Annotated in this window: 16 protein-coding genes; 6 read left to right on the top strand and 10 right to left on the bottom strand. The window is 58.7% G+C overall.

Going from position 1 to position 15232, the window contains the following annotated elements:
• Positions 1–20: 20 nt before the first annotated feature.
• Complete coding sequence (locus POR16_RS05190; RefSeq protein ID WP_005889110.1) at positions 21–959, bottom strand: iron-sulfur-binding ferredoxin reductase; 939 nt, start codon at positions 957–959, stop codon at positions 21–23.
• 179 nt (positions 960–1138) lie between these two features.
• On the opposite strand from POR16_RS05190, the gene POR16_RS05185 reads away from it, so the two are divergent.
• Entirely contained in the window at positions 1139–2662 is a 1524-nt protein-coding gene (locus POR16_RS05185; protein WP_024691514.1) for a fumarate hydratase, read from the top strand.
• A 300-nt stretch (positions 2663–2962) separates the two neighbouring features.
• Here POR16_RS05185 and POR16_RS05180 read toward each other — a convergent pair whose 3' ends face one another.
• The 5 genes from POR16_RS05180 to POR16_RS05160 form a co-directional block, all read right to left on the bottom strand.
• Positions 2963–3445 carry a hypothetical protein gene (locus POR16_RS05180; RefSeq protein ID WP_005889107.1) on the bottom strand — a complete coding sequence of 161 codons (483 nt, stop codon included), beginning with the start codon at positions 3443–3445 and terminating at the stop codon, positions 2963–2965.
• Between the two features lie 345 nt (positions 3446–3790).
• The gene (locus POR16_RS05175; RefSeq protein ID WP_005889106.1) at positions 3791–4948 is read right to left on the bottom strand and encodes a phospholipase D-like domain-containing protein; all 1158 of its coding nucleotides are present in this window, start codon (positions 4946–4948) and stop codon (positions 3791–3793) included.
• Position 4949: 1 nt separating this feature from the next.
• Positions 4950–5531 carry a YceI family protein gene (locus tag POR16_RS05170; protein WP_005889104.1) on the bottom strand — a complete coding sequence of 194 codons (582 nt, stop codon included), beginning with the start codon at positions 5529–5531 and terminating at the stop codon, positions 4950–4952.
• A gap of 78 nt (positions 5532–5609) precedes the next feature.
• Positions 5610–5948 carry a hypothetical protein gene (locus POR16_RS05165; protein WP_005889103.1) on the bottom strand — a complete coding sequence of 113 codons (339 nt, stop codon included), beginning with the start codon at positions 5946–5948 and terminating at the stop codon, positions 5610–5612.
• Positions 5945–7051, bottom strand: a complete 1107-nt coding sequence (locus POR16_RS05160; protein ID WP_005889101.1) for a serine hydrolase domain-containing protein — start codon at positions 7049–7051, stop codon at positions 5945–5947. The genes POR16_RS05165 and POR16_RS05160 overlap by 4 nt, the downstream gene beginning before the upstream one ends.
• Before the next feature lie 344 nt (positions 7052–7395).
• On the opposite strand from POR16_RS05160, the gene olsB reads away from it, so the two are divergent.
• Together olsB and POR16_RS05150 are read left to right on the top strand one after the other, a co-directional pair.
• On the top strand, positions 7396–8151 hold the full coding sequence (olsB, locus tag POR16_RS05155; RefSeq protein WP_005889100.1) for an L-ornithine N(alpha)-acyltransferase: 756 nt from the start codon (positions 7396–7398) through the stop codon (positions 8149–8151).
• Positions 8151–8957, top strand: coding sequence for a lysophospholipid acyltransferase family protein (locus POR16_RS05150; protein ID WP_005889098.1), 807 nt, complete (start codon positions 8151–8153; stop codon positions 8955–8957). Before olsB ends, POR16_RS05150 begins: the two co-directional genes overlap by 1 nt.
• Here POR16_RS05150 and POR16_RS05145 read toward each other — a convergent pair.
• Positions 8915–9514, bottom strand: a complete 600-nt coding sequence (locus tag POR16_RS05145; RefSeq protein ID WP_005889096.1) for an acyl carrier protein phosphodiesterase — start codon at positions 9512–9514, stop codon at positions 8915–8917. The two genes, POR16_RS05150 and POR16_RS05145, sit on opposite strands and share 43 nt — an antisense overlap.
• A gap of 163 nt (positions 9515–9677) precedes the next feature.
• On the opposite strand from POR16_RS05145, the gene POR16_RS05140 reads away from it, so the two are divergent.
• Genes POR16_RS05140 through POR16_RS05130 form a run of 3 tightly spaced genes read left to right on the top strand, consistent with a single transcriptional unit; the run spans position 9678 to position 12260 of the window.
• The gene (locus POR16_RS05140; RefSeq protein ID WP_005889094.1) at positions 9678–9992 is read left to right on the top strand and encodes an ArsR/SmtB family transcription factor; all 315 of its coding nucleotides are present in this window, start codon (positions 9678–9680) and stop codon (positions 9990–9992) included.
• Positions 9993–10022: 30 nt separating this feature from the next.
• Positions 10023–11189: an MFS transporter gene (locus POR16_RS05135; RefSeq protein ID WP_024691522.1), complete on the top strand. Its 1167-nt coding sequence runs from the start codon at positions 10023–10025 to the stop codon at positions 11187–11189.
• Between the two features lie 21 nt (positions 11190–11210).
• The gene (locus tag POR16_RS05130) at positions 11211–12260 is read left to right on the top strand and encodes an alkene reductase (protein WP_005890759.1); all 1050 of its coding nucleotides are present in this window, start codon (positions 11211–11213) and stop codon (positions 12258–12260) included.
• 80 nt (positions 12261–12340) lie between these two features.
• Here the strand turns inward: POR16_RS05130 and POR16_RS05125 are convergent, their stop codons facing one another.
• The 3 genes from POR16_RS05125 to POR16_RS05115 all read right to left on the bottom strand — a co-directional run bounded on the left by POR16_RS05125 (position 12341) and on the right by POR16_RS05115 (position 15189).
• Positions 12341–13102, bottom strand: a complete 762-nt coding sequence (locus POR16_RS05125) for a hypothetical protein (RefSeq protein WP_042932326.1) — start codon at positions 13100–13102, stop codon at positions 12341–12343.
• 158 nt (positions 13103–13260) lie between these two features.
• Positions 13261–14112, bottom strand: coding sequence for an ATPase (locus POR16_RS05120; protein WP_005890764.1), 852 nt, complete (start codon positions 14110–14112; stop codon positions 13261–13263).
• 84 nt (positions 14113–14196) lie between these two features.
• A complete protein-coding gene (locus POR16_RS05115; RefSeq protein ID WP_005890766.1) occupies positions 14197–15189 on the bottom strand; it encodes an NAD-dependent epimerase/dehydratase family protein in 993 nt (330 codons plus the stop codon).
• Positions 15190–15232: the final 43 nt, after the last annotated feature.

Raw genomic sequence — 15232 nt, 5'->3', positions numbered from 1 at the left:
ATTATCATGCGGACGCTCTTTCAGTCCCGCGCTAAAAACACATCCGCCAATAACTGATTACGCGGCAGTCCCGCCAGATAAAGACGTTTGGCGAACATCTCCACGTTCTCAGCACTGCCACACACCAACGCCATTGCATGCCGCGATAACAGTCGCAACTCGGCCAGAGTTGCCTGGAGCGTCTGCGCTGTAATCAGTTGCACAAGCAACTGTGGATAACGCTCAGCCAGGGCCTGCAGTTCACTTGCCAGATAATGTTCCTGACTGTCGCGAGCCAGGTGTATCAGGCGGATGCTGCCTTGATGCTCCTGACGCAGCGCCTCGCGCAGCACCCCCCACAACGGTCCGAGGCCGGTGCCGGCGGCCAGCAGCAGCAAGGGCTGGTCCTGCCAGTCAGGGTCATAGCGCAGTGCCCCGCCGCGTAGCTCACCCAGCCTCAGCTCATCACCTGCCTGCAACTGCCGGGCGGCATCGCGGAATGCGCCAGGCTGACTGCAGTCGATGTGAAACTCCAGAAACGGATCTTCACCCGGAATACTGGCCAGCGAATAAGGTCGCGCCACACCGCTTTCAGTCCACAGCACCTGATGTTGCCCGGCGCTGTAACGCAATGGGCGCAAGGGTTCGAGACGCAAACGCAGCACAGCCGGACAAAGCCAGTCGCAGCCTGAGACTCTGGCAGGCAAACCGTCCCTTTGCGGGTCGAACACTTCGACTGACAGGTCCTCCACCACGCGGCACTGGCAAGCAAGACGCCAGCCCTGTTGACGTTTTTCAGCAGGCAAGGCATCGGGAAGCGCGTCCTCAGGCTCGCCTTTGACACAACGCACCAGACACGCATGGCAACTGCCGGCACGGCAACTGTAAGGCACCGAGACACCGGCATGGTTGAGGTCATCAAGCAGATTGCTGGCCGACGCGACCGACCAGCTACGCTCTCCAACATGCAATTGAGGCATTCAGGCGACCCGTGCAGAAAATAACAGCGATTGTACAGCCTGCTCTTCACGGCGGGTTATACTGCCGCGCCTTTTTGCGCCCGCTACGGCCAACCCTGCAGCTCTGGTTCAAGCCGCAGTTCCAGACTGCTGCCGATAGCGTAATTGAATGTTCCCGTCATAACAGAGGAGCGCGCCGCATGACCGTGATCAAGCAAGACGACCTGATTCAGAGCGTTGCAGACGCACTGCAGTTCATTTCCTATTACCACCCCGTGGACTTCATTCAGGCCATGCACGAGGCGTATCTGCGCGAAGAGTCGCCTGCCGCTCGCGACTCCATCGCCCAGATCCTGATCAACTCGCGCATGTGCGCGACCGGTCATCGCCCGATTTGCCAGGACACCGGCATCGTCACCGTTTTCGTGCGCGTCGGCATGGACGTACGCTGGGACGGCGCCACCATGGGCCTGGACGACATGATCAACGAAGGTGTGCGTCGCGCCTACAACCTGCCTGAAAACGTGCTGCGCGCTTCGATCCTCGCCGACCCGGCAGGCGCTCGCAAGAACACCAAGGACAACACCCCCGCCGTCATTCACTACTCCATCGTTCCGGGTAATACCGTCGAAGTGGACGTAGCGGCAAAAGGCGGCGGCTCGGAAAACAAATCGAAGATGGCGATGCTCAACCCATCCGACTCAATCGTCGACTGGGTACTGAAGACCGTACCGACCATGGGTGCGGGCTGGTGCCCACCCGGCATGCTCGGCATCGGCATCGGCGGCACTGCTGAAAAAGCGGCGGTCATGGCCAAGGAAGTGTTGATGGAGTCCATCGACATTCATGAACTGAAGGCACGCGGCCCGCAAAGCCGTATCGAAGAGATGCGCCTGGAGCTGTTCGAGAAGGTCAACCAGTTGGGCATCGGTGCTCAGGGCCTTGGCGGTCTGACCACCGTGCTCGACGTCAAGATCATGGATTACCCGACCCACGCCGCTTCACTGCCGGTGTGCATGATCCCCAACTGCGCCGCCACCCGTCATGCTCACTTCGTGCTCGACGGCACCGGCCCTGCCTCGCTGGAAGCGCCATCGCTGGACGCCTACCCGGAAATCGTTTGGGAAGCCGGCCCTTCGGCCCGTCGCGTCAACCTCGACACCCTGACCCCGGAAGACGTGCAAAGCTGGAAACCGGGCGAAACCGTGCTGCTCAACGGCAAGATGCTGACTGGCCGCGACGCTGCGCACAAGCGCATGGTCGAAATGCTCAACAGGGGCGAAACCCTGCCGGTTGACCTGAAGGGTCGCTTTATCTACTACGTCGGCCCGGTTGATCCGGTGCGCGAAGAAGTGGTCGGCCCCGCCGGCCCGACCACAGCCACGCGGATGGACAAGTTCACCCGTCAGATCCTCGACCAGACCGGCCTGCTGGGCATGATCGGCAAATCCGAACGTGGCCCTACCGCTATCGAAGCGATCCGTGACCACAAGGCCGTTTACCTGATGGCTGTCGGCGGCGCTGCGTATCTGGTCGCCCAGGCGATCAAGAAATCCCGAGTCGTGGCCTTTGCCGAACTGGGCATGGAAGCGATCTACGAGTTCGAGGTCAAAGACATGCCGGTCACCGTGGCGGTCGACAGTACCGGTGAATCCGTACACATCACCGGCCCACAGATCTGGCAGAAGAAGATCAGCGACAGTCTGGCGGTGGAAGTGCAGTAAGGCTTCGCATTACAAGGAAGGAAAACTGGCAATGCCGCCAGTTTTCCTTCCCTGCTGCCAATGATTACCGGGCTATCAATAACTCGCACTCCCCCGCACCCAGCTCGGTCTACTTGACCCTATTTTATGACACACTCTCACAGTTGCCGTTACTTACCGCCAAGCACCAGCCTGCAATACATACCCCACACTAACCAGAGACCTTTCAACCCCGATTAACAGGCGGGAGCTGCTACGCAAACTTGAAATAAAAATGATGATAAGCGCAAGCATCCTGCTATATCTTGTTCTGAGCACTACCTAAAAAGGCTGAGACACATCATGCTGAGTCAATGTGATCCGGTAGCTTCGTAACGTCTCGCCTTCGGTAATGTATTGCTTACTGAAATAATCATAGACAGCGCCCGTTACCTCTACGCCCACACCGTTGGGTGTGTCGGAAATCTTTACGTCACCAGGGTCGCTGTCCGTCAGCAGGAAAAGATGAGTTTCATTCAACTGCTTCAACACGTCCGAGTCGTTGCCTTCCAGACGTTTGCTTATGTAAAAACGCAAGGTGTTCAGATCTGTCGCGGGTGCCAGGTAGCGGCTGATGTAAAGCCAGTCGCCCTGCGGCAGCTCGCGTTTCATCAGCAGTTCGTCTGCCCCGGAAGGGCTATCCAGATAATCGAACAACGTGAACTTCAAAACCACAACCGAGAACAGCAACCAGAAGAAAAACTTATAGTTTAATTTAAGATTGAGACTTTCCTGCTCTGAAGCATTTTTCCTTTCGCTATCCACCTTCAGTCCTTTTTTACCGCAAGATTTATAATCGGGGCGCTATATTCTGGGGGCTGCCTTGATAAAAATAATGTACCCACGCTGATAGAAAGGCAACGAAAACATGCTAAAAAACCTTAAGACAATGCATTTTAGGAAACAGTAGAAGGATGCATCTATTTCAACTGAAGAAAGCTTCAGTCAATGTTCCGGTCTCTTGTATTCGGCTATACAGCCCCCAAACTTCATCGATGGTCACCGAGTTATCGATCAGGTTTGGCCGGTCTGCTTTTGGTATACCGCTCGCTGGGCCGCTTCGCATAACCACCATGCCAACGCAGGGCCATCGTCAGCCCCGCGTACACTTCAATTCCGATGGTCCAGCAAGTTCACCACCAGCCGGTCAATCCAGCCCCACAAACGCTGTTTGACGCGCCGCCACAGTGGTCTGGCTTTCCAGTCTTCCAGCGTGATTTCAGTGCTCAGGGCGAAGTCTTTTTCGAAGCTGGCGACTACGTCACGGGTCAATCCCGGGTCCAGGGCTTCGAGGTTGGCCTCCAGGTTGAAGTACAGGTTCCAGTGATCGAAGTTGCATGAACCGAGGCTTACCCAGTCATCGATCAGCACCATTTTCAGGTGCAGGAAGCACGGCTGGTATTCGAAGACCTTCACACCGGCACGCAGCAAGCGCGGGTAATAGCGGTGACCGGCGTAGCGCACGGACGGGTGATCGGTGCGCGGCCCTGTCAGCAACAGACGTACATCGATGCCACGCGCGGCTGCGCTGCGCAACGCACGACGGACTTTCCAGGAGGGCAAGAAATACGGCGTAGCCAGCCAGATACGCTTCTGCCCGCTGTGCAGGCTGCGGACCAGCGATTGCACAATGTCGCGGTGTTGACGGGAATCGGCATACGCGACGCGGCCCAACCCTGTGCCGGACGTCGGGACTTTCGGCAAGTGCGTCAGACCAAAATTCTGCTTCGGGCGCCAGGCAAAGCGTCGTGCATTGGCGTGGAACTGCCGGTCGAACAGCGCCTGCCAGTCGAGCACCAGCGGTCCGGTGATCTCCACCATGACCTCGTGCCACTGGCTGACGTCTTTGTCCGGCTCCCAGAATTCGTCGGTCACACCAGTACCGCCGACTACCGCCAGGGTTTTATCCACCACCAGTATCTTGCGATGGTCGCGGTAGAAGTTACGCACACCACGCCGCCAGTGAATCGGGTTGTAGAAGCGCAGGATGACACCGGCATTGATCAGTTGCTGACGCAGGCCCGCATCGAAAGCTTTTGAGCCGAAATCATCGAACAGGCAGCGCACGATGACTCCGCGTCTGCCCGCATCTACCAGTGCCCGCACAATGGCATCGGCGCAGGCACCGGCTTCGACCAGGTACAACTCCAGGTCAACCTGCTGCTCGGCGCGGTCGATGGCCGCAATCATGCGCGGAAAGAACGCAGGGCCGTCGATCAGCAATTGAAACTGGTTGTCTTCACGCCACGGAAATATCGTGCTGGCCATATCAGCGCGCTGTGAAGATCAGTACAGCGCCTACAGGTACTGACAGGCTGATCGCAGACAATCCCGCAGCGTCACGCAAAGCAGTGAAGTCCGGCACCAGATCGAAGTCCTGAGCATGAACCACCAAAGGTTCCAGCGTCACCACCTGAAAGCGGCGCTCATCAAGCCGTGTCGCCAGCAACTCGGCGTTGTAAGTGTGGGTTTTGCCCCGCAGGCTGACAGACAGCGGCAAGCGCAGTTCGAGTTGCGCGCCAGGCGCCAGGTCATTGATGGGCCGCATGTCGAGCTGAGCGGTGATTTGCGCAGCAGGAAACTTGCGCACCTGAAACACTTGTTCGCGAAGGCGCTCGTCGCGCAACGGAATGCCGGTGCTGACTGAATCCGTCTCGATCCCTACTTCGGCTAGCCCGTTGTTGTCGACCTTGCCATGCAGCACCAGAAAGCGATGCACTTCGGCAATGTCAGCATTTTTGGTCGAGGTGAAAGACAGTCGCGATGACTCGTTATCCAGATACCAGTTCGCCTGGGCAGGTAACGCCACTGCGGCCAGCGTGACCAGCAGCAGGCGATTTATGTTGAACATGCAGACTCCGGAGGTGCATTTGAGGGCTACCTTACCGCCTGTCAGACCTCCGGCAAACTGCTATGTTCGCCGGAATCTCTACAGCGCGGGTGGTTGCAGACGACAGCCCTGTCGTTCACCCTGCCAGGCTGCACTGCTGGTGCGTCCGAGACCACTGGCCACCACCCGCTTTTGGCCGGCGTCGTCAGTCAGGGTGCTGGGCACGTACTGTTTGACGTACGCCCGGCAGTAGGCTTCCGGGTTGTTCATCACATACCGGCACGAGCAATATTCCTTGGCAGTGTAGGCACTGATGATGGTCGGAAATGCTTGCAGGTTCACGCGGTACTGCCAGGCAAGTACTGCGAGCGTGGCAATGATCAGAATCAGCAGGCTGCTGAACGGGCGAAGCAGAATGAAGAGTCGACGACTGCTCATTGGCCAGTCTCCTTGCCGAATGCCGCAAGCAGAAGCTTGAGCATTTGATCGTGGTTGTAAGTGCCGTCGCGGTCATCGGCATAGCGCACGATCACCAGCTTTTGGCTGGGGATTACATACAACGCCTGCCCCCAATGTCCAAGGGCCGCGAACGTGTCAGGCGGCGCGTCCGGCCACGGGCCTTTGCCTCCATCCAGGGTGCGGTTGAGCCACCACTGACCGCCCGGGACTTCAACGCTGGCGTCCACTTGCTCGCCCGCAAACGGCGTCAGGACAAAACCGAGCCATTCCTTATTGAGTAACTGCCGACCCTGCCATTCGCCACCGCGTTGCATCAGCAGGCCGATACGCGCCAGATCGCGAGCAGTCATGTAGGCATAGGACGACCCTACAAATGTCCCGCTGCCATCGGTTTCCCAAACGGCGCTGTGGATACCGAGCGGGTCGAAAAGCGCTGTCCACGGGTAGTCCGCGTACGCGGGTTGCCCGACCATGGTTTTCAATGCAGCAGCCAGAACGTTGCTGTCGCCGCTGGAATAAAGGTACGCCTTGCCCGGTGGCCTGGCTGCCGGGTGATCGGCTGTGAAATGCGCCATATCGTCACGCCCTCGGGTATAGAGCATGGCGACTACAGAAGAGTTGAGCGGAGCGTATTCGTAGTCCTCCTGCCAATCCAGACCAGAGGCCCAATTCATCATGTGCTTGATGGTGATGTCGGGATGTTTCTCGAACGGTGCGTAGAACTTCGCGACCGGATCATTCAACTGAAAGCGCCCGTCTGTAAACGCCACGCCCAATACGGTAGCCATGATGCTTTTGCTGATCGACCAGGTCAGGTGCGGGGTCTGTTCAGTGGTGACACCAGCATAGTGTTCGTACACCACTTCCCCGTCGCGGATAACCAGGAGCGCATCGGTGCGGATGCCCTTGCGGGCCTCGTCGTCACGGGGCGGGAACGCGTAGGTGTCGAGCGCTTCGATTGCCGGGGCCGGGGATACGGCTCGGGAAGACCACTGCTCTGCAGGCCATGTTTCAGCAATGACGCTCTGGGTGCCGAGACACAGGAGCAGAAACAGACTCAGGCGGACAGTTCCAAGAGGCATGGCAGGTTCCCAAAATGGTTATCCGCGAACTGTATCAGGGCTTCATGACAGTCAGCTGATGCTGATGGATCGTTCTTCACCTTCAAGAGCGTCCAGAAATGCATGCCCTCGCTGGAGCATGGACACGATGGGCGTGCCTTCGGAGACCTATCGTTCTGCGGCGTTTGCACGCGCGTATTGCTCCTCTCAAATGCTCATGAAAAGGCTTCACGACCTCCGTCACACAACCATCACCAAAGCGTCACAGGCATGACACGCCATCTCCCTAGCCTGCAGTTACGGCAAAGCGCCTGGACAAATCAGTCAACCAGCCAACTCTGCAAGGCTGGCTCATGGAGATTCGTATGACCCAGATCGCCCGCATTCGTGACAACACTTCTGAACGTCGTCTTCAGGCCGAGCGCCTGATTGGAACGCGCGCCTTGCAGGAAGCACAGGCGTTGCGTTTCAGTGTGTTCAGCGAAGAGTTCAACGCCCGCCTCAATGGCGCTGAACAAGGGCTGGATATCGATGATTACGATATTCACTGCTCACACATCGGGGTTCGCGACTTGAACTCCGGGCGTCTTGTAGCCACAACGCGGCTGCTTGACCACAAAGCCGCCAGTACCTTGGGCAGCTTTTACAGTGAAGAAGAATTCAGCCTGCACGGCCTGGCTCATCTGCAGGGTCCGATTCTGGAACTGGGCCGCACCTGTGTCGACCCGGCGTACCGCAACGGTGGCACCATTGCCGTGCTGTGGAGTGAACTGGCCGAAGTACTCAATGAGGGCGGCTACAGCTACCTGATGGGTTGCGCGAGTATCCCGATGCAGGACGGCGGGATTCAGGCCCACGCGATCATGCAGCGCCTGCGCGAACGCTATCTGTGCAACGAACATCTGCGCGCCGAGCCGAAGAACCCGCTGCCGACTCTCGACATCCCCAACAACGTCATCTGCGAAATGCCGCCGCTGCTCAAGGCCTACATGCGCCTCGGTGCCAAGATCTGTGGCGAGCCTTGCTGGGACGAGGATTTCCAGGTAGCAGACGTGTTCATCCTGCTCAAGCGCGATGACCTGTGCCCTCGCTACGCGCGCCACTTCAAGGCGGCCGTGTGATGAGCAGGGTGCGCGGCTATGCCCGCGTAGCCAGAGTGCTGATGGTAGTGGCGCTCGGCCTGACGATTGCCGGAGCATTCGCGATTCTGGAACGCATTAAAGTCGGCAGTACGATGGAGCGCAGGCAGCGCTGGAGCCGCTGGTTCATGGCCCGCCTGAGTAACGCGCTGCCGTTTCGGGTGACCGTCACCGGCGAGCTGCCAAAGCAGCCGATGCTGTGGGTGAGCAACCATGTGTCATGGACCGACATTGCACTGCTGGGGATGCTCGCGCCACTGTCGTTCCTGTCCAAGGCCGAAGTGCGGACCTGGCCAGTGGCCGGCTGGCTGGCCTTGAAGGCCGGTACGCTGTTCATCCGTCGTGGCTCGGGCGACAGCCGTCTGATCCAGAAGCAAATGTGCAGTCATCTGCAACAAGGCAACGCGCTGCTGATCTTCCCGGAAGGCACCACCACTGACGGCAAGGGCTTGCGTACCTTCCACGGGCGTCTGCTGTCCAGCGCCATCGACGCGGGTGTGCCGATTCAGCCGGTAGCCATTGGTTATTCGCGCGACGGCAAGCCTGACCCGATTGCTCCGTTCATTGGCGATGATGACTTGCTGTCACATTTGCGCCGACTGTTCGCCAACGAGCAAAGCGACGTGCACATACATTTGCTGACGCCGATCCAGACTGCGGATCAGGAGCGTGCGGCCTTGGCCTTCAAGGCTCAGCAGGCTGTGCAAGTGGCATTGTTTGGTGAACCCGAGATCGGCGAGCCTGCTCAGTCGGGCGAAGCGGTCTCTCGCCCGGCCAGAGCGGCCTGAGCGAAATCCTGCAACTGCGGGTAAAACTCGGCGAAGTCATCACTCAAAGGCTGGTAGAGCGCCTGCAGTTCGTGCATGCCGCCTGCCAGCCCTTCTGGTCGTGACAAACGGCTGGATATGCCCCGCAGCACCTGCTCCAGCACCTCGAACTGTCGATAAGAACCCAACCAGTCCTGCGCTGCCATGCGCGGTGCAATCAGCGCCAGGCGCTCGGGCAGTTGCGACTCGGCAGCCAGCGTGCCGTAGACCTTTCGGGTGAACACATCCAGCGGTAGATCGGCATACAGATGCCAGTCGCGCGCCAGACAGTGATCAAAAAAAACATCGAGCATGATGCCCGCGTAGCGCCGTCGCTGTGCCGGAAACCGGGCAATGGAGGCCTTGATCAGCGGGTGGCTGTCGGTGAAGGCATCGATACTCCGGTGCAGACGGATGGCGGCTTCAAGCTCCGCCGGAAAGCGCCCCGGCAGCGGACCTTTGACGAAATCGCCATACAGGCTGCCAAGCAATTGGGCGGGACGATACCCGCCGAGATGAAGATGTGCCAGATAGTTCATGGCAGCAAGCGTACGCCGCTTGCAGGCATGCAGTCCATATATCGATATAACCCGATATACCGATTTATTCACCTCTAAGCACAAAATCATATTTGTATATCGCGAAATACAGATATAAGGTTCGCCCTATCGCGATATATCGCTACACGCCTGTGAGAACGACATGCAGATCGACCTCGACGACATAATAAAAGCTCTGGCCCACCCGGTCCGCCGAGAAATCCTGACCTGGCTGAAGGACCCGCGCGCGAGTTTTCCTGCGCAGGAATATTCGATCGAACACGGCGTCTGCGCCGGGCAGATCGATCAACGTGCAGGTTTGTCCCAGTCAACGGTGTCGGCCCACCTTGCAACGCTGCAACGCGCCGGGCTGATCAGCAGCAAAAAGGTCGGCCAGTGGCACTTCTTCCGTCGTAACGAAGAGGTGATCCAGGCCTTCGTTGAGGCGCTGGTTCACGAGCTGAACAACCCGACCTGATTTTTTCCACCTTTTTCCAGGAGATGCCTTGTGCCCCTTTCGCTACTCATTCTGGCCCTGAGCGCCTTCGCCATCGGCACCACTGAATTCGTCATCATGGGCCTGTTGCCCGACGTTGCCGCCGACCTGGGTGTGTCCATTCCCGGAGCAGGCTGGCTGGTGACCGGCTATGCGCTGGGCGTGGCAGTCGGCGCGCCGTTCATGGCAATGGCCACAGCAAAACTGCCGCGCAAGGCAGCGCTGGTTACGCTGATGGGGATTTTCATCATCGGCAACCTGCTCTGTGCGCTGGCCAGTGATTACAACGTGCTGATGTTTGCCCGCGTGGTCACGGCGCTTTGCCACGGCGCATTCTTCGGTATCGGCTCGGTGGTCGCCGCAGGACTGGTGCCCGCCAATCGGCGTGCCTCGGCGGTAGCCTTGATGTTCACCGGCCTTACCCTCGCCAACGTGCTGGGTGTCCCACTGGGCACCGCGCTGGGTCAATACGCAGGCTGGCGCTCGACCTTCTGGGCCGTGACCGTCATCGGGATCATTGCACTGATTGGCCTGATCCGCTTTCTGCCGACCAATCGCAACGAAGAAAAACTCGACATGCGTGCCGAACTGGGCGCCTTGCGAGGTGCCGGCATCTGGCTGTCGCTGACCATGACCGCGTTGTTTTCAGCCTCCATGTTCACGCTGTTCACTTACATCGCACCGCTGCTCGGCGAAGTGACCGGCGTGTCACCCAATGGCGTGACCTGGACCTTGCTGCTGATCGGTCTTGGCCTGACGGCAGGCAATGTGATCGGCGGCAAAATGGCTGATCGTCGTCTTTCGTCGACGCTGATCGGGGTGTTCGCTTCGATGGCCGTGATTTCCACCGCCCTGAGCTGGACCAGCATCGCGCTGATACCAACTGAAATCACCCTGTTCCTCTGGGCGGTTGCGGCCTTTGCCGCCGTACCGGCCCTGCAGATCAACGTGGTGACCTTCGGCAAGGCCGCGCCCAATCTGGTTTCCACCCTGAACATCGGCGCCTTCAACGTCGGCAACGCGCTCGGCGCCTGGGTCGGCGGCAGTGTTATCGCCCACGGCCTGGGCCTGACCAGCGTGCCTCTGGCGGCAGCCGTCCTGGCGGTGCTCGCGCTGCTTATAACCCTGATTACATTTCGTCAGACCGGCAATCCGGATCTGGCCCACGCTACCCACTGATCAATCCCGAGGATTCGATACATGACGACTATCTTTGACCCGATCACCATTGGCGATCTGCAACTGCCCAACCGCATCATCATGGCGCCCCTGACACGCTGCCGCGCCGACGAAGGCCGCGTGCCCAATGCAATGATGTCCGAGTATTACGTGCAGCGCGCTTCGGCAGGCCTGATCCTGACTGAAGCCACCTCGGTAACGCCGATGGGCGTGGGTTACCCGGACACCCCCGGCATCTGGTCCAACGATCAGGTTCGCGGCTGGAGCAACATCACCAAAGCCGTACACAACGCTGGCGGCCGCATCGTCTTGCAGCTGTGGCACGTAGGCCGCATTTCCCACCCTTCGTACCTGAATGGCGAAACTCCGGTTGCGCCAAGTGCCATTGCTGCCGAAGGCCATGTAAGCCTGATGCGCCCTATCACTCCGCTGCCGGTACCGCGCGCACTGGAGCTGGCGGAAATCGGCGACATCGTCGAGGCCTATCGCATCGGTGCAGAAAACGCCAAAGCGGCGGGTTTCGATGGTGTCGAGGTCCACGGTGCCAACGGCTACCTGCTTGAGCAGTTCCTGCTGACGGGGTCCAATCAGCGCACAGATCAGTACGGCGGCTCGGTGGAGAATCGCGCTCGTCTGCTGCTGGAAGTGACTGATGCAGTCATTGAAGTCTGGGGCGCTGGTCGCGTCGGCGTGCATCTCTCGCCTCGCGCCGACATGCATGACATGAGCGATGAAAGCCGTGCCGAAACTTTTGGCTACGTGGCCAAAGAGCTCGGCAAGCGCGGTATCGCGTTCATCTGCGCCCGTGAGCATGATGCTGAAGACAGCCTTGGCCCGCAGTTGAAAGAAGCCTTCGGCGGTGTGTATATCGCCAACGAGAAATTCACCAAGAACACTGCCAATGCGTGGCTGGCAGAAGGCAAGGCCGATGCCATAGCGTTCGGCGTGCCTTACATTGCCAACCCGGACCTGCCAGAGCGTCTGGCCAGCGATGCGCCGCTGAACGAACCGCACCCTGACACCTTCTACGCCAAGGGGCCGGTCGGCTACATCGACTACCCGCGCCTGTAACCCGACGCTGCAACAGCAAAAACCCTGACTCGCAAGAGCCAGGGTTTTTTCGTCTGAATTTATTGCGCTTCAAACGCAATCTAGGTCGCGACTATTCCTAACACATTGCCTTCGGCATCAGTGATGGTGCCATCCGGCAACTTCCAGCGCCCGTCCGGGTAGTTGACCGAGCCATCAGCCATGACCCAAGTGCCGTCCTTGTGCAGAACCGCACCATCGGGGTGCTCGATCGAACCATCTGCATGGACGGTGGTGCCATCCAGATGCTGCGTGGTGCCGTCGGGACGAGTCACGGACTCGCCATCTGCAGCGGCAACACTTCCGTCAGGGTGACTGACCGTACCATTAGGGTTGAAAACGCTATTGAGCGGGTGGACCAGTTGTAAAACGCCAGTGACGGTATTGACGACTGCCAGTAGCTTGTCCAGACGCGAAGGCGCTTCAGGGACCGGCGGCGTTGTCTGCACAACCTTTGGGTTGGTAGAGGGTTTTACGCTTGGTGTTACCGGAGGTTTCACATGTGGCTTCTGCGGATCCACTACCTTGACCCGAGGTTTCACAGGCGGCTTCACGGGTGGCTTCAGCGGCTCAACCACCTTGGCCGGTGGCTTCACAGGCGGTGTCACGGGTGGCTTCAGCGGGCTAACCACCTTGACCTGAGGTTTCACAGGTGGCTTGACCCTTACCTGAGGTGCGTGCTGGATAGGTGTGAAGTCCGGGCTGGCAGGCGCATCCCCCTCGGGAGGTGAGCTCATCATGGCAGGTTCGTCTGCCCACTTGCCCATGTCCTCAGCCGGACTGTGTACCTGTTCGGTCGTTTGTTGTGCGGTATCGGTATCCATATCAATGATTCCATTCATTCCTGAGTATCCATTTAGTTAACAGCCAGGCAAGCGTAAGCCCTCCTCTAACCGGCAAGCACATAACTATTTAACGAGGAGAAAAATCGCGGCGGTTGCACTTGCCTGCCGCGACAAATCGCGACAGGCAATGCACGGCATCAACGGCGTGAGTTGAGCTGCTGAGACAGGTTCTGAATCTGGCTGGTAAGGGTATTTATGTTGCGGGTTACCTGAGCACGAAACGCATCGAACTCGGCGGTGTTGGTTCCTGCTGACGGTGCCGGACGATTCTCCTGCTCGCTTTTGAGCACCATCAGGTCCTGCTCGACCCGCGCAATGGCGGCCGACGGATCGCCCTGTTTCTTCAGTGTCGCCACATCAGCCGCCAGGCTTTTGATTTGCGTGTCCAGCTTGCCCTGCTCGGACTGTGCCGTTTTCAGGTCAGGCAAAGACGACTTCAGGGTTGCCAGTTCAGCCACGACGGCTTTCAGTTGCTCTTGCAGCTGTGCGCTTTCGGTCTGCTGCTGAGCGGTTTGCGCAGCCATCTGTTCCAGACGCTTGTCGAGACTGCCCTGCTGGCCCTCGACGCCCTCACGCTGCTTGTCCTGATCTTCCAGCTGCGCTTCCAACAGCTTGATACGCTGTTTGAGCGCTTCTCCGTCACTGGACAGCGCTTCGTTCGCGACCACCTTGCCGGAAATATCCTGCAAGCGTCCGGCAGCTTCTTCGCTGATGCGTGCAAAGCTCTCCTGGGTGGCGACCAGTTGCTGCTCCATCAGGGAAACCTGCTGAAAACTCCACCAGCCCAGACCGCAAAAAGCAATGAACAGCGCGCCGACCAATGCCCACAACGGGCCGGTACTCGGCCCCTTTACCTTGACCACAGGCGTGGTGCGCGAATAGACCGTGGTGCGCTCGCGCGCGCCATTGCCAGGCTCGAAGTCATCATCGTCGTCCTTGGCGCTAAGGCTGGGAACGTCATCGACGTCATCGTATGGATCGTTGCGCATGAATAACCCTTCAGGAAGCTGTTAAACCAAAGTCGGGCAGTATAACAACAGCGCCTGTTCAATCTCACTGTGCCACTACCGCATTCAGATTGCGTGCTGTGCCTGCCACCAGCCACAGAACTCATCCAGCGCCGTCCATAGACTGACCTGAGGCTGATAGTCCAGATAATGCCTGGCGCGGCTGATATCAAGCGTAAAATCCTTGTTCATGACCTGCATCCCCAGCCTCGACAGGGTAGGTTCAGGTCTGCCCGGCCAGAGCATACAGGCACCTTCGTTAATCGCCGCCGCGCTGTAGGCCAGGCCGTATGAACGATAACGGGTAACCTGAGGCAAGTGCATTTGCCGCATCACGTAGTTGATCGCGTCCCACAAAGGTACCGGCGTGCCATTGCTGATGTTGTAGGCCTTGCCCAATGCCGCTCCGGTCGCCAGCAAGCTGCTCAACAGGGCTTCGTTGAGGTTTTGCATGCTGGTGAAATCCACCACATTCAGGCCGTTGCCGACAATCGACAATCGTTTCTTGCGCTGCATGTGCAGCAGGCGCGGGAAAATGCTGTTGTCGCCTGCACCGGTGACAAAGCGCGGCCGCAAGGCAATAACTTCCAGCCCGAACTCCTCGGCGCCGAACACCTTCTGTTCCGCCAGGTATTTGGTCGCCGCGTAATGGTTGTGAAAACGCTTGGGGACCTGTTCTTCCTTGATGTCACGCCGGGAGCGCCCATCAAAATAGATTGATGGCGATGACAGATGGACCAGCCTTCTTACTCTTTGTTTCAGGCAGGCTTCGACGATGTTCTCGGTCAGTTGCACGTTACCCTGCAAGAAATCCTGACGACGCCCCCATACACCGACGGCACCTGCGCAATGCACCACTGCCTCGACGTCGTCGCACAATGCACGGACAAGATAAGGATCGGCGAGGTCGCCCTGAACGAATTCGGCGCCACGCCTGACCAGATGCTCGACACCTTCGGCACGACGGCCATTGATCCGCACGCTCATGCCCTGCTCCAGAGCGAAACGCGCGAAGCGTCCCCCGATGAAGCCGCTTGCGCCGGTGACCAGAATCTTCATTTACCGCTCCATTAACGGGTCTGCAGAAAGGCAACAGCCTGCC

This window comes from Pseudomonas coronafaciens pv. oryzae str. 1_6, from assembly GCF_000156995.2.
Taxonomy (GTDB): Bacteria; Pseudomonadota; Gammaproteobacteria; order Pseudomonadales; family Pseudomonadaceae; genus Aquipseudomonas; species Aquipseudomonas tremae.
Note: the sequence above shows the minus strand (reverse complement) of the source record. Positions and strands in the feature narration are given on the sequence as shown.